The organism is Aliiruegeria lutimaris (assembly GCF_900099935.1).
Taxonomy (GTDB): domain Bacteria; phylum Pseudomonadota; class Alphaproteobacteria; order Rhodobacterales; family Rhodobacteraceae; genus Tropicimonas; species Tropicimonas lutimaris.
Map to the genome: position 1 here is coordinate 66266 of NZ_FNEK01000009.1, position 21416 is coordinate 87681.

Consider the following 21416-nt stretch of genomic DNA (forward strand, 5'->3'; position numbering starts at 1 on the left):
GGAACCAAGGTCACATGAGCAAGGAAGCCGTTCTCAAGACCATCGCCGACGAAGGCGTTGAATACGTCGACGTCCGTTTCACTGACCCGCGCGGCAAGTTGCAGCACGTCACCATTCTGGCCGATCAGGTCGACGAGGACTTCCTCGAAGAGGGCTTCATGTTCGACGGCTCCTCGATCGCCGGTTGGAAATCGATCGACGAATCCGACATGAAACTGATGCCGGACACGGACTCGGTCTACATGGACCCGTTCTATGCCGAAAAGACGCTCGCCGTGCATTGCTCGGTTCACGAGCCCGACACGGGCGAGCACTATGACCGCGACCCGCGCGGCACCGCCATGAAGGCCGAGGCCTACCTGAAGTCGTCCGGAATCGGCGACACCGCCTACATGGGTCCGGAAGCCGAGTTCTTCCTCTTCGACGACGTTCGCTTCTCCGTCGAGATGAACAAGGTCTCCTTCCAGGTCGACGCTATCGACGCCTCCTGGAACTCGGATACCGAGTACGAGATGGGCAACATGGGCCATCGTCCGGGCATCAAGGGCGGCTACTTCCCGGTCAACCCGATCGACGAAAGCCAGGACCTGCGTTCCGAGATGCTCTCGACCATGAAGCGCATGGGCATGAAGGTCGACAAGCACCACCACGAGGTGGCCTCCTGTCAGCACGAGCTTGGCCTGATCTTCGGCTCGCTCACCAAGCAGGCAGACGAGCTTCAGAAGTACAAGTACGTCATCCACAACGTCGCCCACGCCTATGGCAAGTCGGCCACCTTCATGCCGAAGCCGATCTCCGGCGATAACGGTACCGGCATGCACGTCAACATGTCGATCTGGAAGGACGGCAAGCCGCTCTTCGCCGGCGACAAGTATGCGGACCTCTCCGACGAGGCCCTGTGGTACATTGGCGGCCTGCTGAAGCACGCCAAGACGCTGAACGCCTTCACCAACCCGTCCACGAACTCCTACAAGCGCCTGATCCCCGGTTTCGAAGCCCCGGTTCTGCGCGCCTATTCCGCCCGCAACCGCTCCGGCTGCGTGCGTATCCCGTGGGCCGAATCCCCGAAGGCAAAGCGCGTCGAAGCCCGCTTCCCGGATCCCTCCGCGAACCCGTATCTGTGCTTTGCAGCACTCCTGATGGCCGGCCTCGACGGCATCAAGAACAAGATCGATCCGGGCGAAGCCATGGACAAGGACCTCTACGACCTGCCCGCCGAAGAGCTCGCCGGTATTCCCACGGTCTGCGCGAGCCTGCGTGAAGCCATGGAGTGCCTCGAAGCCGACCACGAGTTCCTGCTCGCTGGCGACGTCTTCACCAAGAGCCAGATCGAAGGCTACATGGATCTCAAATGGGAAGAGATCTACGCCTACGAACATTGCCCGCACCCGGTGGAATACAAGCTGTACTACAGCTGCTGAGGCAACCAAGACCAACAGGGACAGTGACAGCAGGAGGCGCCTTCGGGCGCCTTCTTTCTTTTTGTCCTCGGCAGACGGAAAAACATTTCAAGAACATTTTCGTGCAATCCACGGTTTTCTTTTCCATTTCTTCAGGTCTTTGCCGCTAGATCAAGCCGTGCCGACAGCGATCGGCACCGGCAGATCACGGATGGAAGCAGGAATGATCCTCGTTCGAAAATGCATCGGAGCGCTCGTTGCGTCTCTGGCACTGCTCTGGCTGCCTGCCGTCGCGCGCCCGGTACAGGCGCTGACCGTGACCTACGATTACGCTGTCACCATCACCACCGTGAAGGGAACTGTTGCGGGGTCGCCCTTCGACCTGTCGGAAGACGTGCAACTCACCGGAACGATAAGCGTCGCGTTCTCTGAGGGAGAGAAGCAGGCTTCGGTTCTGGACAGCAGATTCGTTATCATCTGGGACAACGGCTCCTATGACAGCGGCGACGCAGTGGGGGCGGAATTCAGCGAGATCATCGACCCCGATGGACAGCAGCAGGATATCTTCCGGGTTCTGGACAGGTCCGAACATGGTGATCTGGGCGAATTCAGTTTCGATCTTCTGCGTCTGGACGTAATGGGTTCGGCCACGGAAGGCGACTCGGTCGCGGAAGACTTTTTCTACGGCTCGCTTGAAGACGCCACGAAGAACAGCTTCGACCTGCGGTTTATCAATGGTTCCGACAAGCTGAATTACTCCGGAATCGTTGCCTTTCTGGAACCGCAGGAGGTTTTTTGGGTAGATCAGCAATCGCTCTCGGCGGTATCGGCCCCCTCAAGCGCTGCCTCCATGCTTGGCGGTCTCGCCTTGGTTGGCGCCGTGCTGAGAAGGCGACGACGAAAGCGGTTGCAGCCGGAGGCCGTCCGTCATGAAGCACAGACCGACGACTGAAAGCTACCGGATCATCCCTGGCATCATGTACTACGTTCAGAACGCCCGTTCCGGGGCACTGTGTCTGCTCTGGTGCACTACCTGCGTGACAGATGCACACCGGCCAGCATGCAGCGCACCGACCCTCCCGCCAGCTCGATGGTCGGCACATCCAGTGGCAACAACTCCGCGCTTTGTTCGATGACGGCGCCCTGATCGGGCCGCAGGGCGTTCAGCGCGCGGGAGGACAGCGCCAGAACCCGCCCGTTCCGGCCTTGCAATTCAATTGCGTTTCCAGCGAAATCGGCGACCTGCGCATTGGAGAGCGGGACAACGTGACGCCCCGGCTCCTCGAAACGGTCGAGAATATGCCGCCGGCGGGCGTCGTCGACCATCATGTCCACCCCCAGCAGCACGAAATCCGTCGCGATGCACATCAGAACATTCGTGTGATAGACCGGAACGCCGCGCGCATCATGCGCATCGAACACCATTGGCTCGTATTTGAAATGGGAGCAGAAGCGTTCGAGGATGATCGGGTCCGCCCGGTTCGAACGCACGACATAGGCCACGCGGTCGATGTGATCGAGCACCATGGCCCCAGTCCCTTCCAGGAAGAGACCGTCGGGTTCCAGTCCGGAGTAATCGACCACTTCCTGAACCCTGTAGTCGCGCTTGAGCATCTCGATCACGTCGGCCCGTCTTTCCCGGCGCCGGGTGACGGGAAACATCGGGAAGATCGCAACATGCCCGCCGGGATGGGTCGAGAACCAGTTGTTGGGAAAAACGGAGTCCGGCGTCAGACGGCTTTCGTCCTCGAAGATGTGCGTCCGGACACCGACCGCCTCCAGCGCCTCTGCCACGCGGGACACTTCGGCATAGGCCAGCCTCGCCACTTCCGTGGCATCCAGATGCCCGGCCTCCTGCTGAAAGGCATTGTCCTCGGCGGTTTCGCTATTGGGCACGAAATGGTGCGGACGGATCATGACGACCGCTTTCGGCGCCTGGACCGAGCGGGGGAAATGCCCCTCCTTCATCGCTGGGCGCCCGCGCGCAGGATCATTCCGAAAAGGTCGCGCGGCTCGTCCGGATCGGCGATCATGTCAAGGTTCTCGTAGCGTCCCGTGCGCTCCAACTGGTCGCGCAGGTAGCGCAGGGCCGAGAAATCCTCGATCGCAAACCCCACGCTGTCGAACAGGGTCACCTGCCGGGCCGAGCTGCGCCCTTCGCGTTGGCCGACAATCACCTGCCAGAGTTCGATCACCGGGTGATCGGCGTCAAGCTGCTGGATCTCCCCCTCGATCCGAGTCTGAGGCGGGTATTCGACGAAAATATCGGAACGCAACAGGATGTCCTTGTGCAACTCGGTCTTGCCCGGGCAATCGCCGCCGATGGCGTTGATGTGGACACCCGCGCCAACCATGTTGTCGGTCAGGATCGTGGCATATTGCTTGTCGGCGGTGACGGTCGTGATGATCTGCGCCCCTTCGACCGCCTCCTGCCCGGAGGCGCATCTCACAATCTCGAATCCTCGCCCGGCCAGGTTTGCCGCGCATTTTTCGGTCGCGACCGGATCGACATCGTAGAGGCGCAGCTTGTTGATCCCGAGCAGCCCCTGAAACGCAAGCGCCTGGAATTCCGACTGCGCGCCATTGCCAATGATCGCCATCGTATCCGCAGCGGCCGGGGCAAGATGCCTGGCCGCCACGGCAGACATCGCCGCCGTCCGCAGCGCGGTGAGGATCGTCATTTCCGAAATCAGAACCGGATACCCGGAATCCACATCGGCCAGAACGCCGAAAGCCGTCACCGTTTGCAGACCTTCCTTGGTGTTCTTGGGATGTCCGTTGACATATTTGAACGCATATTCCTCGCCATCCGAAGTCGGCATCAGCTCGATCACGCCCACCGAGGAATGCGCCGCCAACCGCGGCGTCTTGTCGAACTTCTCCCAACGCGCGAAGTCCTCCTCGATATAGGCGGCAATCCCTGCGAGCATCTCCTCGACGCCGATATCCAACACGGTCTGCATCATGTCGTCCACGGACACGAAGGGGACGAGGTTGAGCGCAGGAACAGGCGAGGAATCGAATGACATTCAGAGAGCCTTTCGTGATGGCGGGTTGGGGATCGAGTGGGTTCGCAAAGAATAACGCAGCCAAATGAGTGCCGAAATGGCATATATTTGCAGAAATTCTTGCTATTTTGATAGATTTGACACATCAGATTGACGATTTGTCATTTGCGAGAACCCTTGTGACGGAAGCCAAACAAATTCTCGACGCGCTGGACCGCGAATTGGTGGCGCTCTTGCGCCGCGACGGGCGCGCGCCTCTCTCGAAGCTCGCCGAGATCCTCGGCGTCTCGCGGGGAACGGTTCAGAACCGGATCGACCGGATGATCGCGTCGGGCACGTTGCTGGGCTTCACGGTCCGGGTTCGTTCCGAAGCCGAAATCGACGCGATACGGGCCATCATGATGATCGAGGTTGCGGGCAAATCGACCACGGAAGTCACACGGCGTCTGCGTGGCATTCCCGAATTGCATCAATTGCACACGACCAATGGCAAATGGGATCTCGTGGCCGAGATCCAGGCGGCGTCGCTCAGCGATTTTGACCGGGTCCTGCGGGAAGTGCGGCAAACAGACGGGATCCTCAATAGCGAAACGAGCCTTCTGCTGAGCAGCGTTTGAGCTTTCCTGCCCAGAAAGGGCCGCAATGCGCCGGATGACATGTTACTATTTCACTTCTGAGCGCAATGCGTGCCCACTCAATTCCAATCTTGCGCCGTAATCTCTCCGCTTTATACCGGCACCCTAGGCTGAAATCCTTTGCGAACAGGCCTTCATAATGCCCTTGCCGACCGAAATTTCCACGACGCTTCTGCTGCCGCGCCCGGCCCGGTTCGACATGGGCAAGGTTCATGCCGCCCTGGAAGCCCGTATGAGCGCGAATTGCCCCCCGTTCGAACGGCTCGACTGGCACCAGACGCAACTGCTCTCCTCATCCAACCTGCATCTGCAACTGCGCACCCGGGATCTGCCCATTTCGGATGGACAGTTTGACAGTGCGCTTTCTTCCGAATTGGCCGGGATGATGCATGACGATCTCTCCGTTGCCATCGCCCGTCACCGCGCCTCGGTAACGCTGCGGGTCGGCACCGGGCCACGCCCGAAGCCGCGTGGGCAAACCTGCCCGCCCCCGTCGCATGCTGTCTACGAATGCATGCTGATCCTTGCCCATACCGCAGCCACGCAGGTGGCGCGGGATTGTCATCCGCTCGCGGTACATTGGGCACAGTCGGACCAACTTCTCAGCCCGGCCCGTTTTTCCGCGATGAGCAATATGCTGTTCCCGCTGCCGCTGTTCCTGCACCCGCGTCCGACTTGCCGCGAGGAGGCAGGCGAAGAGTGGATTTCGCTGGATGTCGAAGGTGCGCAGCATTTGCTCGACCGCCCCCTCGGCACGGATTACGCACCGGTTTCCCTGCCCTGGATGATGCAGCGCGTCTATGCCTTCGTTGCGCATCTGCGCGCCACGAGCCTGGCCGTGTCCGATGGGATGGAGTTCGCCACCGCCGAGGGCGAGCGCTTCCGGGTGCGCTTGGACGTGCATGGCGCCATACGGCTTCGGCTGGAAGAACTGCATGGCAAGCCGATTTCACTGCTCGAAATGGACACGCAACACTTCGCGGCCTGAGCCTGTCCCTGTCGGAGACCTCTACCCCTCAAGCACCGCGAGATCCTCGGTGTCGAGCTGTTTGCGCTCCAAAAGGATCGTATGGATCGAGAAAGCGACCGCATTACTTTCGGGCAAGCGCAAAAGGCATTGCCGCTCCGAACGGAAATAGGGCGCCTCCGGCCCGCCGGCAGGACGCGGATCGCTCTCCGGCCGCGGCTGGAACAAGCCGGGATCGTCGTAGAAGAATGCGTTTGAACGCGACAACGGCCGCCCGGGTTGGATCCCGTCCAGAAGCCGCTGAACTCGCCTGCCAAGCTCCGGGTCATAGACCTGCACGGGAATATGGATCCCCATCATCGGCCGGCCCAGCTTTTCGGCCAATGTCCAGCTTGCCGGGAAGCAGAGGATCGCGCCGGTCAACAGGTGCTCCCCCTCCCCTTCCGCTCGTTGCAGAATGCAGAAATCCTCCTGAACGAGCCGCCCCAGTGTCACCAACGGTGCGTTCCGGTCGAGCGCAACCACGCGGCCATCCGGACAGCGAATCCCCGCCCCATCCCGTTGGAATCCGGCGCGCGTTTCCAGGATCCCCAACACGAGGTCATACAATTCCTGCGCGGGCGCAAAGGCGTCCGGCAGCAACGCGTGAACCTTGTCGGCTTGGGCTTCCAACAGGCGCTCGCGCTCCGCCATCTGCGCGGGGTAGCTGTCGAGTTGCCACAACCAGTCGTCGAGCGAAACGGGAGCGATGCCCGGCAGGCTGCGCGCCCGTGGCAGCCGCCAGGGCCGGACGGCAAGGTGGCGATTGAGGATCGGTGCGGGGATCGTGGTCGAATTCATGCACAGACCCTGCGCTCTCTTTCGGGCGGGAAAAAGCGTGGCATGGTGCCGCCCTTTTGCGCGATGGCATTGGCCCGGGGCCCGTCCCGCTCGCGATATTCCGCGACACGGTCGCGGCCCGTAACCATTGCGTGACAGCGCCGACACAGTGCTTGGGAAGCGCGCGCCCGAGGGCCACTATTAGGGGATCCGCATCTGTCCCGAGAGTTTGCAATGGAACGATTTACCTTTGTCGGTGCGCAGGGCCACCCGCTCGCCGCCCGACTCGACCGCCCCGAGGGGGCGCACCTGGCCACGGCGGTCTTTGCCCATTGTTTCTCCTGCTCCAAGGATATCGCGGCGGCGCGACGTATTTCGCAGCGTTTGGCGATGATGGGCATCGCGGTGCTGCGCTTCGATTTCACCGGCCTTGGCCATTCGGAAGGGGAGTTCCAGAACACGACCTTCACGTCGAATGTCGGCGACATCGAAGCAGCGGCAGCGCATCTGGCGGAACTCGGCATGGCCCCGAGCCTGATGATCGGCCATTCGCTGGGTGGTGCGGCGATTCTGAAGGCCGCGGGCCGGATTGACAGCGTCAAGGCAGTGGCGACATTGGCTGCACCGTTCGACCCCGGTCATGTCACGCATAATTTTCGCGACGCGCTGCCAAGGATAGCGGCAGACGGCGCCGCCGAGGTCGATCTTGGCGGACGGCCTTTCCGCATTGGGCAGGATTTCGTGCTGGACGCGATCGAAACCGATCTGACCAGGGAAATCGCGTCGCTCCGCCGCGCCCTGCTCGTCATGCACGCGCCGCTGGACGACGTGGTTTCGATCGACAACGCTACCGCGATCTTCACGTCGGCACGGCATCCGAAGAGCTTTGTCACCCTGGATGATGCCGATCACCTTCTGAGCCGGGCGGAAGATGCCGAATATGCCGCCGAGGTCATCGCCGCCTGGGCCGGGCGCTATCTCGACCTGCGCGCCCCTGCCCCGCCGCCGGGCGCACCCGAGGGCGTCGTGCGCTCGTCGGAGGCCGATCCGGCGGGGTTCCTGCAGGACATCAACGCCGGCGCGCATCACTACATCCAGGCCGATGAACCGGCGGCCTATGGTGGCACGGACCGGGGCATGAGCCCATACGGGCTGCTCTCGGCCGCGTTGGCCAGTTGCACTTCGATGACGATCCGCATGTATGCGCGCCGCAAGGGGTGGCCGTTGGAGCATGTCTCGGTCGAGGTCACGCATGACAAGGTCCACGCTCAGGACAGCGACCTGACCGGCCCGAACCGGATCGACCGATTCGAGCGGCGGGTGCGTCTGGACGGGGCGCTCGATGCCGAGCAGCGGGCGCGCCTGATGGATATTGCCAACCGCTGCCCTGTGCACAAGACGCTTGAAGCGGGCGCGAAAGTGGTGACACGGGAGGTTCCGGCGAAATAGCGCCAAGTTGCTCCGGCGCCCCGGCTGGACAAGCGTCGCCGCGCGGGCCAAGGTCGCGCCGTGCGTCAGGAGAAGAATATGCCCCCCCGCAAGATCATCATCGACACCGACCCCGGACAGGACGACGCCGTCGCGATCCTGCTTGCGCTGGCTTCGCCGGAACTGGAGGTACTGGCAATCACCGCCGTCGCCGGAAACGTTCCGCTCGACAAGACGTCCCGCAACGCTCGCGTCATCTGCGAGCTTGCCGGCCGGCGCGACGTGCCCGTGCACGAGGGTTGCGACGCACCGTTGAAACGCAAGCTCGTCACCGCCGAGCATGTGCATGGCAAGACGGGGCTGGACGGCTACGACCTGCCCGACCCGAGCATACCGGTGGCGGACCTGCACGCGGTGGAGGCGATCATCCACCACGTCCGCCGCGAACCGCCAGGCACGGTCACGCTCTGTCCGCTCGGCCCGCTCACCAACGTGGCCACCGCGCTGGAGCGCGCACCGGATATCGCCGAGCGGCTGGCCGGGATCGTCCTGATGGGCGGGGCCTATTTCGAGGTCGGCAACGTCACGCCGGCGGCCGAGTTCAACATCTATGTCGATCCGGAAGCGGCCGAGATCGTGATGAAGAGCGGCATCGATATCACCATCCTGCCGCTCGATGTGACGCATAAAGCGCTCATCACAAACGAATGGCTGGCAAAGGTCGCCGCGCTGGACACGCCTGTTGCCCGCGTCGTCTCGGCCTGGCTGGATTTCTACGAGCGTTTCGACCTCGAGAAATATGGCGGCGCCGGTGGCCCGCTGCATGACCCTTGCGTCATTGCATGGCTGCTGAAACCGGAGCTGTTCAGCGGCAAACATATCAATGTCGAGATAGAGACCCATAGCGCGTTGACCCGCGGCATGACCGTCGCCGATTGGTGGGGCGTGACGGACCGCCCGCCCAACGCGACCTTCATTGGCGACGTCGACGCGAAGGGCTTTTTCGACCTGCTCCTGGAAAGGCTGGCGCGGCTGTGAGGATCGACATCCTTCCCTATGACCCCGCCTGGGCCGACATGGCGGCGAAGGAAACCGAGCGTTGGGAAAAGGCGCTCGGCACGGCCCTGCGGGAGGTACACCATATTGGTTCGACCGCGGTTCCGGGTCTGTCGGCCATGCCGGTCATCGACCTGATCCCGGTGATTGCGCCGACGATCGATCTCGATGCACTTCAAACGCTCGTCAATGCCATGGGCTATGAATGGCTTGGCGAACACGGCCTGCCACGTCGGCGCTACTGCCGCCGTTCCAGCCCGGCGAACGGGAAACACCTTGTGCAGGCCCATTGCTGGCCCGTGGGCGACAGCGCGATCCTGCGCCATCTGGCCTTTCGCGACGCGCTGCGGGCGGACCCGCTGCTGCGGGGGGCTTACGAGACGCGCAAACGGCATTGTGCATCGCTTCACCGCGACGATTCGGCGGCATATGCGGCGTGCAAGTCCGGTTGGATCAATACGGCGGAAGCCCGGGCCTTGAAGGCGCGTGCAGGAGAGGACGGATGAAGACCAAGCTTCACATGGCCCGGCCCGAGGACCTGCAGAAACTCCTCGCCATGGTCGCGGCGTTCCACGCCGAATTCGGAATCGTTCAGGATGACGACACCCGGCTCGCCGCCGTTCTGCCGCTGCTGGAAGGCTCGCCGCTCGGCGTTGTCTATATTCTCGGGCCGCGCAACGCGCCAGTCGGCTATGTTTCCATCAGTTTCGGCTGGTCGATCGCGCTAGGCGGGATCGACGGCTGTATCGATGAATTCTGGATACGTCCGGCCGTGCGCGGCAAGGGCATGGGCGGCGAGGCACTGTCGGCGCTGATCCGGGCGTTAAGCGATGCCGGCGTGCGGGCGCTGCATCTTGAAACGGACCGGCAGAGCCCGGTTGGCCGGCTCTATGAGCGCCTTGGCTTCGAGCGGCGGGAAAAATCCTGCCTGATGTCCGCTGATCTGACTCGGCCCTGATCGGGGCCGCAGCCGCTACCGGCAATAGGAGCCGCTGCGATAGCGGGCGGTGTCGACGTGGAAATGGTCCTGGTGGTAGCGGTCCGCATTCGGCCCGAGCACGGTGCCGAAGGGGCCGCAGGCGGAGCGGTGGATCTCACGCATGGTCTTGGACCATTTACGCGACCGCCAGTCCGAGGCAACGCTCAGCTCGGTGCCGTTGTTCAGCCGGATCGCAGAGATATCCACCGCATTTCCCTTGGCATGTTCCGACAGACGGCCGCCGGAGCGGTTGTTCCGGTTTCGGCAAGAATAATGAGCCGCGACCTTGAGCTCCTTCACACCGCCGCCCTTGCGCCCGATGGCCGGCTTGATGCCATTCTCGACCCAATTGTTGAGCGCCTTGGCCGTCTCACAGTCAATCGTCGCCGGTTGGCTGAGCGTCACGCCCGCGATCGAGGTAACGCGGACCGGGTTGGCAATGCCGCAGCCTCTGCCCGGGTTGCCGAAACTCGCCTTCACCGTTCCCTTGATCCCGTTCACGCCGCAGATGGAGCCCTTTCGGGAATATCCGCCGGCACGGTTGCGGAACAATTTGCCGAAAGCCGCCGGACGCGCCTTGGGATAGGTCGTCTCGGACCGGGAGGCCGTGTTTGCAGAGGCGGGAATGACGGAATAGCCCGCAAGGGGGTGGACCGGTCGCGCCGTCGGACGGGTGTCGGAATTGAAATGGATCCGGGTGACCATGCGGGTCACTTCCAGCTGGGAATCGGCGGCAACTTCTTGCTCATGGAACAGCCCGCCACGCGGACGCGGACGAATTTCGGCACCGGTATGGACCGGAACACCCGCTGGTGTGACGATGGAGAGCGGCGTTGCATCGGGCGCTTCGGCGGTCTTTTTCAGTGTCGCCGAATCGACGACAGCCATGGCAAGAACGGGCGCCTCGCCCGTCACGCGCGGCACAGGCCGCAAGCTGACCGAAGGCGCTTCGGCGGCCGAAATACTGGCTGAAAACAGCAGGGCAGCGCAAAAGCCAAGCCGCACCAAACTTCCAAGCCCACGGCCCGCGTTGCGCCGCTCGATTGTCATTCCTTCGCTCCCTTTCCGCGCCCGAAATCGGGCGCGTCGGTATCCTGCCCAGCCTCGATAATACCACGGCGGATGGCCCGTGTACGGGTGAAATAGTCGAAGAGTAGGTCGCCATCACCCTTGCGGATCGCCCGTTGTAGCGACATGAGTTCCTCGATGAAGCGCCCGAGGATCTCCATCGTGGCGTCCTTGTTGTTGAGGAACACGTCGCGCCACATGGTCGGATCGGAAGCCGCGATGCGGGTGAAGTCCCGGAAACCGGCGGCGGAATACTTGATCACCTCGCTATCGGTCACCCGGCGCAGGTCATCGGCGACGCCGACCATCGTATAGGCGATCAGGTGCGGCGCATGCGAGGTCACCATCAGAACGAGGTCATGGTGCTCCGGGTCCATCACCTCGACATTGGCGCCCAGGCCGACCCAGAACTGTTCAAGCCTGGAAAGCGCAGCCGGGTCGACATCGCCATCCGGCACGATCAGCGTATAGCGGTTCTGGAAAAGCTCGGCGAAGCCTGAGCGCGGGCCGGAATGCTCCGTGCCGGCCAGTGGGTGGGCCGGGATGAAATGCACGCCCTCGGGCATGTGCGGCGCGACCGCGTCGATCACCGCGCGCTTTACCGAACCGACATCGGTCACCGTGCAGCCCGGTTTCAGATGCGGTCCGATCTCCTCGGCCACGCGCCCCATCGCACCGACTGGAACGCAGAGCACCACCAGGTCGGCATCCTTGACCGCTTCGACAGCAGTCTCGGCAACGATGTCGCAAAGCCCGTCCTCGCGGGCAATCGCACGGGTTTCGGCAGAGCGCGCCGTTCCGGTAATCTCGCCCTGCAACCCTGCGCGACGCCCTGCATGGATCATCGAGGAGGCAATCAGGCCCAGGCCGATATAGGCGACGCGTTCGTAGATCCGGCTCATTTGCGGCCCTCCTGGTAAGTACGGATACCGTCGATCACCCGCTGGCAGCCGGCCTCGTCGCCCACGGTGATGCGCAGGCACTGCGGCAAGCCATAGCCCGCGACACGCCGCACGATCACGCCCTGCGACTTCAGGTGCAGATCCACCGCCTCCGCCTCAGATTGGTCGGCGAAGCGGGCCAGCACGAAATTAGCAAGGCTGGTATCGCAGGGGATGCCAAGCGCGGCCAACTGCTCCGACAGCCAGACCCGCATGCGCGCATTCTCCCTCGTGCAGCGGTTGGCCCAATCGCGGTCACGAACCGCGGCAATGGCGCCGGACATCTGGATTTCCGAGAGGTTGAAGGGCTGCCGTATACGGCTCAGCACCTCGATGATCTGCTTCGGCCCATAGCCCCAGCCAACCCGCAATCCGCCAAGCCCGTAGAGCTTGGAGAAGGTGCGCGTCATGAAGACGTTGTCGCGACTGTCGACGAGCGACACGCCACCGTCATACCCGTCGACGAACTCGGCATAGGCACCGTCCAGCACCAGGATCGCCCCCTCGGGCAGCCCGTCGGCAAGCCGCGACAACTCATTGCCGCCGATCATCGTACCCGTGGGGTTGTTCGGGTTGGCGATGAAGACGAGCTTCGTGCGCTCCGTGCAGGCTGCCAGAAGCGCATCCACATCCGTAACCCGCTCGCGCTCGGGGGCTTCCACCGGCGTCGCCCCAGCCGCAAGCCCGAGGATGCGATACATGGCAAAGCCGTGCTCGGTATAGAGCACCTCGTCGCCCGGTCCCGCATAGGCCTGACAGAGGAATTGCAGGATTTCGTCGGAGCCCACGCCACAGATGATCCGCTCCGGGTCCAGCCCATGCACCTCTCCGATCGCCGCACGCAGCGGCGCGTGGTCAGTGTTCGGGTAGCGATGCACCTCGGCGATGGCGGCGGCGATCGCTTCCTTCGCCTTCGGGCTCGGACCAAAGGGGTTCTCGTTTGCGCTCAACTTGAGAATGTCGCGCACGCCCTCAACATGGCTCTCCCCGCTCTGGTAAAGAGCGATGTCCATGATGCCGGGCTGGGGAGTGATCTGCGTCATAGGGGCCTCCGTTCCGGGCGGTTTTAGAGCAGTTCCGGCCCGAGAAAAATATGGAATTCGCCGCGACGATTGCCTCGGCCCAAAGAAAAACGGCCGCCCCGGTTTCCCGGAGCGGCCGCCTGATCGAAACGTTCGGAACTTAGTTCTGAGCGTAGTATTCGATGACGAGGTTCGGCTCCATCTGCACCGCGTAGGGCACATCGGCGAGGCCCGGCATGCGCACGAAAGTGGCGGTCATCTTGGAATGGTCGGCGTCGATGTAATCGGGCACATCGCGCTCGGCGAGGCCGACGGCCTCCAGCACGATGGCGAGTTGCTTGGAGCTGTCACGCACCTCGACGACATCGCCTTCCTTGACACGGTAGGAGGGGATGTTCACGCGCTTGCCGTTCACGAGCACATGGCCGTGGTTCACGAACTGGCGGGCGGCGAAAATGGTCGGCACGAACTTGGCGCGATAGACGACGGCGTCCAGGCGACGCTCCAGCAGGCCGATCAGGTTCTCACCGGTGTCGCCGCGCACACGCTCGGCTTCGGAATAGATACGGCGGAACTGCTTCTCGGTCAGGTCGCCATAGTAGCCCTTCAGCTTCTGCTTGGCGCGCAGCTGCAGACCGAAGTCGGACATCTTGCCCTTGCGGCGCTGGCCGTGCTGGCCCGGGCCGTACTCGCGGCGGTTGACGGGGGATTTGGGGCGGCCCCAAATGTTTTCGCCCATGCGGCGGTCGATCTTGTACTTGGCAGACGTGCGTTTGGTCACGGCTGATCTCCTTCGTTAGCGCGGCGCCCGTGAACGAAAAGCCTGGGGCACCTATGAAGGGCGTTGTCCTTTCCCTTGCGGGAGACAGGCATCCCCTTGCGGGGGCCACCAACACCAATGAATAGCCCGGCACGAATGCCGGGTTGGGGCTCTCTATTGCGGCTATGGCAGGGAGTCAAGCCGTGCGGGGCGCCTCGCCCCATCGCAATCTTTGCGACCGCGCCCGCTTTCCCGGTTGACGCCGCTGCCGTCAAACCATAGAGAACCATGACACTTCGGCGAGTTGGCGGAGTGGTGACGCAGCGGATTGCAAATCCGTGTACACCGGTTCGATTCCGGTACTCGCCTCCAATACTTTCAAAAATGTTCCGCGATTTTCGCGGCCGTGCGGTCGCTTTCATGCCCCCTTTTTAAGGTCGCTTGGAATCTGCACGACAGCGGCCGGGGCGCATTCGCAAGGCTCTCTCCGCTCTCCGACCCGGTATTTGGCAAGTTTGGTCAAAAACCTGGCAAGCTCGGTCAATACTGCGTCCCGGCGCGACTTCTATCCCTTGGCCAACAACCCGAGCCAAGGAGCAAGTCCCATGCAAACAAGTCCCATCCTCGTTATTGGCGCCACCGGCAAGACCGGCTCCCGCGTCGCCACCCGATTGGAGGCGCGTGGCCATCCGGTCCGACGCGGTTCGCGCAAATCCGCAACACCCTTCGATTGGGAAGCACCCGAAACCTGGGCCGCTGCGCTGGAGGGGGTCCGGTCGGCCTATGTCACCTACTTCCCAGATCTCGCCTTCCCCGGTGCTGTCGAAAAGCTGGAAGCTCTCTGCGAGGCCGCAAAGGCCGCGAGCGTCGAGCACCTCGTTCTGCTCTCCGGACGGGGGGAGCACCACGCCCGGCAGGGAGAGGAGGTTGTTCGCAAGTCGGGCATGGACTTCACCATTGTCCGCGCCGCCTGGTTCGCGCAAAACTTTTCCGAAGGATACCTGCGCGATCCGATCCTGGCAGGTGTGCTGCCAATGCCGGGTGGAAACGTCCGGGAGCCGATCATCGATATCGACGACATCGCCGATGTCGTGGTGACCGCGCTGACGGAAGAGGGCCACAGGGGTGAACTCTACGAAGTGACGGGGCCGCGGCTCCTGACCTTTGCCGACATGGCCACGGAACTGTCTGCTGCAATCGGCCGCCCTATCCAGCATGTCCCGATCTCGTTCGAAGACTTCCACGCCGAGATCGCGCAGGCGGGCGGTGGCTTCGTGGCCGACGTTTTCACCGCGATCGCGCGCGAGACGCTGGACGGACGCAATGCCAACCTTGCCGATGGCGTACAGCGTGCCCTTGGGCGCCCCCCGCGGGATTTTGCGGATTTCGCCAAGGCCACGGCCAGCACCGGCGCTTGGTCGGTTGCGGCCTGACTTGCGAGAACTTCGATCCTGAAAGGACATTGCATGACCCTCACCAGATTTGAGAAGATCGCCCTCGGTATTGCCGGTGTCACGGCACTTGGCATCGGCGCATTCATACTGCTCGCGCCGCAGGCCTTCTACGCCAGCTACGGCATCACTCTTGGTAACGACCCCAACCTTCGAAGCGAATTGCGCGCCCCGGCCGCCAGCCTCGCGGCCTTTGGCGTCCTCATGCTGGCCGGCATAATGCGCGAAAAGCTGAGCCAGGTCTCTATCGTGGCGGCACTGACCGTGTTTCTCGCCTTCCCGGCCGGGCGGCTCGTCGGCGTCATTGCCGACGGTGTGCCCTCGGGCAGCGTTATGGGCGCCCTCGTCATCGAACTGGCGATCGCGGGACTGTGCCTGCTCGCCTTCCGCCGTCGGCTCACGCCTCTCGACAGAGACGGCCGCCACGTCACAGCCGTCTGACGTCTGGTCCCTGCCTTGGAAGGCTGCAATCGTCGTCGCTCAACAGCGGCGGCGGGGGCGTGGCCAAACGCACCAGTCAGGCCGAATTTGAGCGCGCGGAGCGGGCCGTTACCGCCAGAAACGCATCGGCTCGGGGACGGTTGGCAAACTGGCCAATCCAGACCGAGCCGAGCACGATCACGGCGCCGGCGGCCTGCATTGGGCTCAACGCCTGTCCGAGCCAGAGCCAGCCGAGGACCACGGCGGTGACCGGGCTCATCATGCCAAGCATGGAAACGGCCCCCGGCTCGATCCGCGCAACACCGCGGAACCAGAGCCAATAGGTCAGCGCCGCGCCGATCAGGCCGAGCCATATCAGCCCGGCGATATTCGTTATGGTGAGCGCGGGCAGCGGCGGTTCGAACAGCAGGGCGAAGGGCAACAGGATCACCCCGCCCGCGGTGAGCTGCCAGGCCGTGAATGTCAGCGCGTGCACGGGCGGCTGCCACTTCCGGCTGAAAACGGTGCCCACGGCCATGGATGCGGCCCCGCCGATCCCTGCGGCAACGCCAATAGGGTCGAGCGCTGCGTCAGGCCCGAGCAGCAGCAGGGCAACGCCGGTGACGCCAGTCATGGCCGCCAGGACCGCCAGAGCGCGGATGGGCGTTCCTAGGATACCGCGCGCTATCCCGATCACGATCAGCGCCTGCAGCGAACCAAGCGTTGCTGCGACGCCGCCAGGAAGCCGGTAGGCCGCGACGAAGAGCAGCGTCCAGAAGATGGCGAAATTCAGCGCCCCGAGCACGAAAACGCGGCCCAGCAATTCCCGAGGCGGCAGGCTGCGCGTAACGACGAGCAACAGCAGCCCCGCCGGCAATGCGCGCAGAACGGCAAGGGTGACGGGATAGCCCGTTGGAAGCGCTTCGGTGGTGACAAGATAGGTACTGCCCCAGATGGTGGGCGCCATCGCGGTAATGAGAATGTCGGTCGGGCGGGTCATGATGTCATGTCCTGTTCTTCTTGCAACCGGCGCTCACCAGAGGGCGCGCGGGACAATGAGTGGCCGTTCCGGCCCGGGTTCGAGGCCGATATCGCGCATCTGCTGTGGCGAGAGATCGCGTGGCACGCCGCGCGGGCGACGCCGGTGACGGATTTCGGTCAGTCTGCGGAACTGGAAGAGCATTGGAAAGGCTTTCATGTTTGTGGAAGGTGCCGATGGCGTGTTTGCTGGGCATCAGGCGACCTGACGGGCAGGCGTGGCCACCGCGAGACGGGCGGCAAGCTGCGCGACATGGGCGCCCTGGAAACGCGCGCCGGCGAGATCGGTCTCTGTCGGCTGCAAGGCACCGTCGGCCCCCGCAATGGTGCCGGCGCCATAGGGCGCGCCGCCGATGATGCCATCGCGGCAAGTCTGGCCGGCAAAGCTATAGGGCAGTCCGGCGATCAGCATGCCGAAGTGCTGGAGCGGGATCTGGGTCGACAACAGCGTCGCCTCGTGGCCGCCATGCTGCGAGCCGGTGGAAGCGAACACGGCGGCCACTTTGCCCACCAGCGCATTCTGCGCCCAGAGCGCGCCGGCCTGATCCAGAAACTGCTTCATCTGCCCGGCCATCATGCCGAAGCGGGTGGGCGTGCCAAAAATGATTGCATCGTACTCTGCCAGATCGGCAGGCGCGGCCTCGGGGGTGTCGTCATCGAGATATCCGGCGCTCTGCCGCACGGCGTCCGGCACGGTTTCGGGCACACGGCGCAGATCGACATGGGTGCCGGGAACGCTGCGCGCGCCCTCGGCCTCGGCCTGCGCGAGCGCGCGGACGTGGCCGTAGCTGGAATAGTAGAGAACGAGAATACGGGGCATGGGATCTTCTCCGGTTCGGGTTGCGATGCCGGGAAGATGCGCGATGCGACGGTCCGGAATAACCGGCCCGCGCGCAAATCATTCTTTACGTGTGGTTATGAATGCTCGGTACGGAGCGCGGCCCGCAGGTGGTCGAGAAAGGCCGAAACCTTTGCGTCCATGTCAAGCCGCGAGGCGGTCACGGCGAAGATCTCCGGTGCGGGCAGTTCGTGATCGGGCAGAACACGCACCAACTCTCCCCGCCCCTCGGGGCCGTCAGAGACGAAATCCGGCAAAGTCCCGATCCCCTGCCCCGCAATCAGCAGGTCCCGCAGCACAAGGCTGTTGCCGACTCGCACGAGCGGGTCGAGGGAGACGGTCTGCCCCCCGTCCGGCCCCGTCAGCGCCCACTCGGTGAGGTGCCCGGCCAGCAGGAAGCCGACGATGCAATGTTCCGGCAGATGGTCTGGCCGCTGCGGCGTGCCCGCGCGCAGCAGGTAGTCCGGCGACGCAAAGACCCGCTGACGCACGGTCCCGATCCGCCGCGCCACCAGCGAGGAATCCGGCATTGCCGGCCGGACCCGGATGGAGACATCGAAGCCACCTTCGACCATGTCCACCACGCGGTCGTCCATCGACAGCCTCAGGCGGAGGTCGGGATAGGCCTCCAGGAAAGCCGGCAGGACAGGCGCGATCACCATCTGCCCGAAAGAACTGGAGGCATTGACCCTCAGGTGACCCCGGACCCTCCCCGCGCCCTCGCGGATATGGTCCTCCACCCGACCCACTGCATCGAGGATCCCGATCGCCTCCTCGTAATAGAGCCGCCCGGCATCGGTGAGCGACATGGCGCGCGTCGTGCGGGTGAGCAGCGTGCAACCGAGGCTCTCTTCCAGCAGCTTGACCTCGCGCGAGAGCAGCGCCGACGAAACGCCGAGATCCTCCGCCGCGCGGGCAAAGCTGTCGCGCTCCACGATCCGGCAATAGGCGTTCATGACCGAAAGCTTGTCCATGGCCGCATTTTCGGTGGCACGGCGGGCGGTGTCGATGCTTTTCCCGGCCACGCCCGGCAATTTACCGCTTCGGCAAAATTTCAGGATCGGGAAAGAGAGCGTCCGTTCCGGTAGCCGGCCGGAGTCGCGCCGGTCCAGCGCTTGAAGGCACGGTTGAACGCGCTCTGTTCGGAGAACCCGGTCAGGTAGGCGATCTCGGCAATGGAATATTGCTGATCGTGCAGCAGGCCCTGGGCGAGATCCCGGCGGGTATCGTCGGTCAGCAGTTTGAAACTCAGACCCTCCTCCGCAAGGCGCCGGTGCAGCGACCGCGCGCTCAATCCCAACCGGCCCGCGACCTCCTCCATCCTTGGGAGCCCCTCGCTCAGGGCATCGGCGATGACGTCCCGCGCGCGCTCGGCGACGGACTGACGATCGGTGACCTCCGAGAGCTCCTGCTCCAGATGTTGCTCCAGAAAACGCGCAATCCCCCCGTCGCCCAGCCGGTTGGCGCTTGCCATGGCGTCCCGCGCGATCAGGAGCGCATCCCGGTCCGAGCCGAAGACCACCGGGCATCCGAAATAGACCTCGTGCGGCGCGGTGCTCCTTGGCGCCGCATGCCGAACATGCACTTCAAGCGGGAAAAAGGACCCGGTAGCCGACACCTCGCGCGCAATTGCCGTCGCGCTCGCCAGCGTTGCTTCATTGGAAAGCCGCAGGCCAAGCCGGCGCGGTCCGGCACGGTGCAGGTGAAACCAGGTGTTCTCACCCTCTGGCTCCAGCGAGTATTCGACAACGCTGGTCCAGAGCCGGGCGTAGCGCGTGATCCGCCTGTAGGAACCGTCAAGCGTGGTCGCCGTCTTGAAGGCCAACCCAAGCGCCCCGTAGTCGTCGAGCCGCATCGACGCTCCGGTACGCAGCGGCAGGTCGGTGACGTCAATCTCGGCGGCAATACGCTCCAGCAGAGCGTAGTACTCCGTATCTTCGATCATGACCTTCGGATCGGCGGCACCTGCAGGATCCAGACCGACCGATCGCAGCAACCCCGCCTGATCGACATCGGCCCCGGCCGCTGCAACCATCTTGTGCAGGAAGAGTGAGGTAACGGTTCCCATGAAGATGCATTATTACAGAAGTGCAGGTAGCTGTCATAGCCCGGGCTCGACGGGGCCGCACCTCAGCCTCTACCCCCTCCCGTGGTACCCGTGACAGTTCACGCCACGAGAGCGAAACCCGCCTCGCTGTCTTCGACAAAGGCAGCGTGCAGGCTCCGGATGGCGGCCGACCTGTCCGCACGGTCTAGGATGAACTGGTTGTCCACGTTCCGCGGGCCCTGACACGCGCCACGCGGTTCCAGTCCGGCGGCGCCAAGCGCCTGCATGCCGCGGGCAAGTGTCTGCAACCCGCTGAGGTCGCGCCCTATGACCGAGACGAGGGCCAGCTTGTGCGCCGAAATCCGCGCTTGCGGGTAAAGCGCCGAGAGGTCGCTCTCGACCCGCCGCATGGATTTGAGCGAGGCATCGACGTAATGCGTGATCGTGTTCGCATTCGAGACCTTAGAGACGATCCGCACATTATGCCGCGTCAGGGCGTCGAGAATGGCCGCGTCATAGCCTTTCACGCCCACCATGTCCTGTTCGAACAACTCCAGCGCGATGATGTCGAGCCCGGTGACGATCTCGACTGTCGGCTTTTCGGCCGGCTGCTCGTCGATGATCGTGCCCGGGTCCTCGGGCTCAAAGGCATTGGCAACCCGCAACGGCACACCGGCCTGGCGAAGGGTTTTCGCGGCCGAGGGGTGGATCGCCTCCATTCCGAGATTCGCCATCTGGTCGGCCACGTCGTAATTCGTGTGCCCGAGCTTGCGCACATTCTCCGCCCCGACCAGCTTGGGATCGGCTGACGAGAGGTGGAACTCCTTGTGAATGATCGCCTCGCTCGCGCCGGTCAGCGCGGCAAGCCGGGAGAAGGTCACCTCGGAATAGCCACGGTCGAATTCCCGCATCAAGCCTTCGCTGCATTGCGCATAACCGGTGACGATGGGCATCTCGCGTGACGGGTCCACCCCGTCCATCGCCCGACCGATGCGTTGCTCCAGCGTCAGTTCGGAATCGTCGCGCCAGCCGGACAGGTCCAGCAGCCGGGCATTCACCCCGGCGCGCTGCAACATCAGCGTGGATACCAGCGCCGAATGCGCCTCGCCAAGGCCCGAAAGCAATTCGCGCACCTGCAACAGATGCGTGTTCAAACGGAAATGGCCGAATGAGCAAAGCCGTTGCAGGTCGATCAGGCAGTTGCGGGCGCCTTCGATGCGCTCCTGAACGAAGGCCGTGGCGCGTTCGACATCGCCGGGATTGTCCAGCACAGCCTCATGCGCGGCGATCATCGCCTCGGCGGTCCGGCTCAGGGCATCGTGCCAGCCATGCTCGTCGTCGGCATTGGCGTAATGGGCATAGACGCCGGCCTCGCCGGTCTTCTTGTGCTCCAGCAGCAGGTTGGTGATGCCGGAAAACGCCGAGACCACGAAAACGCGACCGTAGCGGGCACTGCCATTCTCCATGAAGAGCGTGTCGCGCAACCTATCGAGGCGGGACATGGATGTCCCACCGATTTTCTCCACCGTATGTGTCATC

At 63.6% G+C, this 21416-nt stretch carries 23 protein-coding genes and 1 tRNA gene; 11 read left to right on the top strand and 13 right to left on the bottom strand.

The window, feature by feature from the left end:
• Positions 1–14: 14 nt before the first annotated feature.
• Positions 15–1421, top strand: a complete 1407-nt coding sequence (gene glnA, locus BLR85_RS06305) for a type I glutamate--ammonia ligase (RefSeq protein WP_093151822.1) — start codon at positions 15–17, stop codon at positions 1419–1421.
• Positions 1422–1623: 202 nt separating this feature from the next.
• Positions 1624–2352, top strand: a complete 729-nt coding sequence (locus BLR85_RS06310; protein ID WP_093151825.1) for a hypothetical protein — start codon at positions 1624–1626, stop codon at positions 2350–2352.
• 77 nt (positions 2353–2429) lie between these two features.
• Here BLR85_RS06310 and ctlX read toward each other — a convergent pair whose 3' ends face one another.
• Together ctlX and BLR85_RS06320 are read right to left on the bottom strand one after the other, a co-directional pair.
• Positions 2430–3368, bottom strand: a complete 939-nt coding sequence (gene ctlX, locus BLR85_RS06315) for a citrulline utilization hydrolase CtlX (protein WP_093151828.1) — start codon at positions 3366–3368, stop codon at positions 2430–2432.
• Entirely contained in the window at positions 3365–4429 is a 1065-nt protein-coding gene (locus BLR85_RS06320; RefSeq protein ID WP_093151833.1) for an ornithine cyclodeaminase, read from the bottom strand. Before BLR85_RS06320 ends, ctlX begins: the two co-directional genes overlap by 4 nt.
• 158 nt (positions 4430–4587) lie before the next feature.
• Here BLR85_RS06320 and BLR85_RS06325 point away from each other — a divergent pair, with 158 nt between their 5' ends.
• Positions 4588–5025 (top strand): Lrp/AsnC family transcriptional regulator, encoded by a 438-nt coding sequence (locus BLR85_RS06325; RefSeq protein ID WP_093151837.1) that lies wholly within the window; start codon positions 4588–4590, stop codon positions 5023–5025.
• A gap of 157 nt (positions 5026–5182) precedes the next feature.
• Positions 5183–6031 (top strand): hypothetical protein, encoded by an 849-nt coding sequence (locus BLR85_RS06330; protein ID WP_093151842.1) that lies wholly within the window; start codon positions 5183–5185, stop codon positions 6029–6031.
• A gap of 21 nt (positions 6032–6052) precedes the next feature.
• On the opposite strand, the gene BLR85_RS06335 is transcribed toward BLR85_RS06330, so the two are convergent.
• Positions 6053–6850 carry a heme-dependent oxidative N-demethylase family protein gene (locus BLR85_RS06335; RefSeq protein WP_093151846.1) on the bottom strand — a complete coding sequence of 266 codons (798 nt, stop codon included), beginning with the start codon at positions 6848–6850 and terminating at the stop codon, positions 6053–6055.
• A 213-nt stretch (positions 6851–7063) separates the two neighbouring features.
• Here BLR85_RS06335 and BLR85_RS06340 point away from each other — a divergent pair, with 213 nt between their 5' ends.
• From BLR85_RS06340 to BLR85_RS06355, 4 genes are all read left to right on the top strand, one after another.
• Entirely contained in the window at positions 7064–8278 is a 1215-nt protein-coding gene (locus BLR85_RS06340; protein ID WP_093151850.1) for a bifunctional alpha/beta hydrolase/OsmC family protein, read from the top strand.
• Positions 8279–8356: 78 nt separating this feature from the next.
• Positions 8357–9295, top strand: coding sequence for a nucleoside hydrolase (locus BLR85_RS06345; RefSeq protein ID WP_093151854.1), 939 nt, complete (start codon positions 8357–8359; stop codon positions 9293–9295).
• Complete coding sequence (locus BLR85_RS06350; protein ID WP_244520623.1) at positions 9292–9819, top strand: GrpB family protein; 528 nt, start codon at positions 9292–9294, stop codon at positions 9817–9819. The genes BLR85_RS06345 and BLR85_RS06350 overlap by 4 nt, the downstream gene beginning before the upstream one ends.
• Complete coding sequence (locus tag BLR85_RS06355; protein WP_093151858.1) at positions 9816–10271, top strand: GNAT family N-acetyltransferase; 456 nt, start codon at positions 9816–9818, stop codon at positions 10269–10271. The genes BLR85_RS06350 and BLR85_RS06355 overlap by 4 nt, the downstream gene beginning before the upstream one ends.
• Positions 10272–10286: 15 nt before the next feature.
• Here BLR85_RS06355 and BLR85_RS06360 read toward each other — a convergent pair whose 3' ends face one another.
• The 4 genes from BLR85_RS06360 to rpsD all read right to left on the bottom strand — a co-directional run bounded on the left by BLR85_RS06360 (position 10287) and on the right by rpsD (position 14104).
• The gene (locus BLR85_RS06360; protein ID WP_244520624.1) at positions 10287–11342 is read right to left on the bottom strand and encodes an extensin-like domain-containing protein; all 1056 of its coding nucleotides are present in this window, start codon (positions 11340–11342) and stop codon (positions 10287–10289) included.
• Positions 11339–12262, bottom strand: coding sequence for a prephenate/arogenate dehydrogenase family protein (locus BLR85_RS06365; protein WP_093151861.1), 924 nt, complete (start codon positions 12260–12262; stop codon positions 11339–11341). The genes BLR85_RS06360 and BLR85_RS06365 overlap by 4 nt, the downstream gene beginning before the upstream one ends.
• On the bottom strand, positions 12259–13344 hold the full coding sequence (hisC, locus tag BLR85_RS06370; protein WP_093151866.1) for a histidinol-phosphate transaminase: 1086 nt from the start codon (positions 13342–13344) through the stop codon (positions 12259–12261). Before hisC ends, BLR85_RS06365 begins: the two co-directional genes overlap by 4 nt.
• 139 nt (positions 13345–13483) lie before the next feature.
• Positions 13484–14104: a 30S ribosomal protein S4 gene (gene rpsD, locus BLR85_RS06375; protein ID WP_093151871.1), complete on the bottom strand. Its 621-nt coding sequence runs from the start codon at positions 14102–14104 to the stop codon at positions 13484–13486.
• A 277-nt stretch (positions 14105–14381) separates the two neighbouring features.
• On the opposite strand from rpsD, the gene BLR85_RS06380 reads away from it, so the two are divergent.
• From BLR85_RS06380 to BLR85_RS06390, 3 genes are all read left to right on the top strand, one after another.
• Positions 14382–14455: transfer RNA gene (locus BLR85_RS06380), tRNA-Cys, on the top strand.
• Between the two features lie 233 nt (positions 14456–14688).
• Complete coding sequence (locus BLR85_RS06385; RefSeq protein WP_093151874.1) at positions 14689–15516, top strand: NmrA family NAD(P)-binding protein; 828 nt, start codon at positions 14689–14691, stop codon at positions 15514–15516.
• A gap of 33 nt (positions 15517–15549) precedes the next feature.
• A complete protein-coding gene (locus BLR85_RS06390) occupies positions 15550–15975 on the top strand; it encodes a DUF4345 domain-containing protein (RefSeq protein ID WP_093151878.1) in 426 nt (141 codons plus the stop codon).
• Between the two features lie 76 nt (positions 15976–16051).
• On the opposite strand, the gene BLR85_RS06395 is transcribed toward BLR85_RS06390, so the two are convergent.
• The 6 genes from BLR85_RS06395 to BLR85_RS06415 all read right to left on the bottom strand — a co-directional run bounded on the left by BLR85_RS06395 (position 16052) and on the right by BLR85_RS06415 (position 21415).
• Positions 16052–16954, bottom strand: coding sequence for an EamA family transporter (locus tag BLR85_RS06395; protein WP_093151882.1), 903 nt, complete (start codon positions 16952–16954; stop codon positions 16052–16054).
• Between the two features lie 33 nt (positions 16955–16987).
• Positions 16988–17152, bottom strand: a complete 165-nt coding sequence (locus BLR85_RS29035) for a hypothetical protein (protein ID WP_170844467.1) — start codon at positions 17150–17152, stop codon at positions 16988–16990.
• Between the two features lie 36 nt (positions 17153–17188).
• Positions 17189–17812 carry an NAD(P)H:quinone oxidoreductase gene (gene wrbA / locus BLR85_RS06400; protein WP_093151888.1) on the bottom strand — a complete coding sequence of 208 codons (624 nt, stop codon included), beginning with the start codon at positions 17810–17812 and terminating at the stop codon, positions 17189–17191.
• 95 nt (positions 17813–17907) lie between these two features.
• Entirely contained in the window at positions 17908–18855 is a 948-nt protein-coding gene (locus BLR85_RS06405) for a LysR family transcriptional regulator (RefSeq protein ID WP_244520625.1), read from the bottom strand.
• Positions 18856–18884: 29 nt separating this feature from the next.
• Positions 18885–19898, bottom strand: coding sequence for an AraC family transcriptional regulator (locus tag BLR85_RS06410; protein WP_093151893.1), 1014 nt, complete (start codon positions 19896–19898; stop codon positions 18885–18887).
• Between the two features lie 98 nt (positions 19899–19996).
• Positions 19997–21415 carry an aspartate kinase gene (locus BLR85_RS06415; RefSeq protein WP_093151898.1) on the bottom strand — a complete coding sequence of 473 codons (1419 nt, stop codon included), beginning with the start codon at positions 21413–21415 and terminating at the stop codon, positions 19997–19999.
• Between the last annotated feature and the right edge of the window lies 1 nt (position 21416).

Bases quoted from the DNA above. Each gene is read 5' to 3' on its own strand.
- glnA (WP_093151822.1), top strand. From the start codon at position 15: ATGAGCAAGGAAGCCGTTCTCAAGACCATCGCCGACGAAGGCGTTGAA.
- BLR85_RS06310 (WP_093151825.1), top strand. From the start codon at position 1,624: ATGATCCTCGTTCGAAAATGCATCGGAGCGCTCGTTGCGTCTCTGGCA.
- ctlX (WP_093151828.1), bottom strand. From the start codon at position 3,368: ATGAAGGAGGGGCATTTCCCCCGCTCGGTCCAGGCGCCGAAAGCGGTC.
- BLR85_RS06320 (WP_093151833.1), bottom strand. From the start codon at position 4,429: ATGTCATTCGATTCCTCGCCTGTTCCTGCGCTCAACCTCGTCCCCTTC.
- BLR85_RS06330 (WP_093151842.1), top strand. From the start codon at position 5,183: ATGCCCTTGCCGACCGAAATTTCCACGACGCTTCTGCTGCCGCGCCCG.
- BLR85_RS06335 (WP_093151846.1), bottom strand. From the start codon at position 6,850: ATGAATTCGACCACGATCCCCGCACCGATCCTCAATCGCCACCTTGCC.
- BLR85_RS06340 (WP_093151850.1), top strand. From the start codon at position 7,064: ATGGAACGATTTACCTTTGTCGGTGCGCAGGGCCACCCGCTCGCCGCC.
- BLR85_RS06345 (WP_093151854.1), top strand. From the start codon at position 8,357: ATGCCCCCCCGCAAGATCATCATCGACACCGACCCCGGACAGGACGAC.
- BLR85_RS06355 (WP_093151858.1), top strand. From the start codon at position 9,816: ATGAAGACCAAGCTTCACATGGCCCGGCCCGAGGACCTGCAGAAACTC.
- BLR85_RS06360 (WP_244520624.1), bottom strand. From the start codon at position 11,342: ATGACAATCGAGCGGCGCAACGCGGGCCGTGGGCTTGGAAGTTTGGTG.
- BLR85_RS06365 (WP_093151861.1), bottom strand. From the start codon at position 12,262: ATGAGCCGGATCTACGAACGCGTCGCCTATATCGGCCTGGGCCTGATT.
- hisC (WP_093151866.1), bottom strand. From the start codon at position 13,344: ATGACGCAGATCACTCCCCAGCCCGGCATCATGGACATCGCTCTTTAC.
- BLR85_RS06385 (WP_093151874.1), top strand. From the start codon at position 14,689: ATGCAAACAAGTCCCATCCTCGTTATTGGCGCCACCGGCAAGACCGGC.
- BLR85_RS06390 (WP_093151878.1), top strand. From the start codon at position 15,550: ATGACCCTCACCAGATTTGAGAAGATCGCCCTCGGTATTGCCGGTGTC.
- BLR85_RS06395 (WP_093151882.1), bottom strand. From the start codon at position 16,954: ATGACCCGCCCGACCGACATTCTCATTACCGCGATGGCGCCCACCATC.
- BLR85_RS29035 (WP_170844467.1), bottom strand. From the start codon at position 17,152: ATGAAAGCCTTTCCAATGCTCTTCCAGTTCCGCAGACTGACCGAAATC.
- wrbA (WP_093151888.1), bottom strand. From the start codon at position 17,812: ATGCCCCGTATTCTCGTTCTCTACTATTCCAGCTACGGCCACGTCCGC.
- BLR85_RS06410 (WP_093151893.1), bottom strand. From the start codon at position 19,898: ATGGGAACCGTTACCTCACTCTTCCTGCACAAGATGGTTGCAGCGGCC.
- BLR85_RS06415 (WP_093151898.1), bottom strand. From the start codon at position 21,415: ATGACACATACGGTGGAGAAAATCGGTGGGACATCCATGTCCCGCCTC.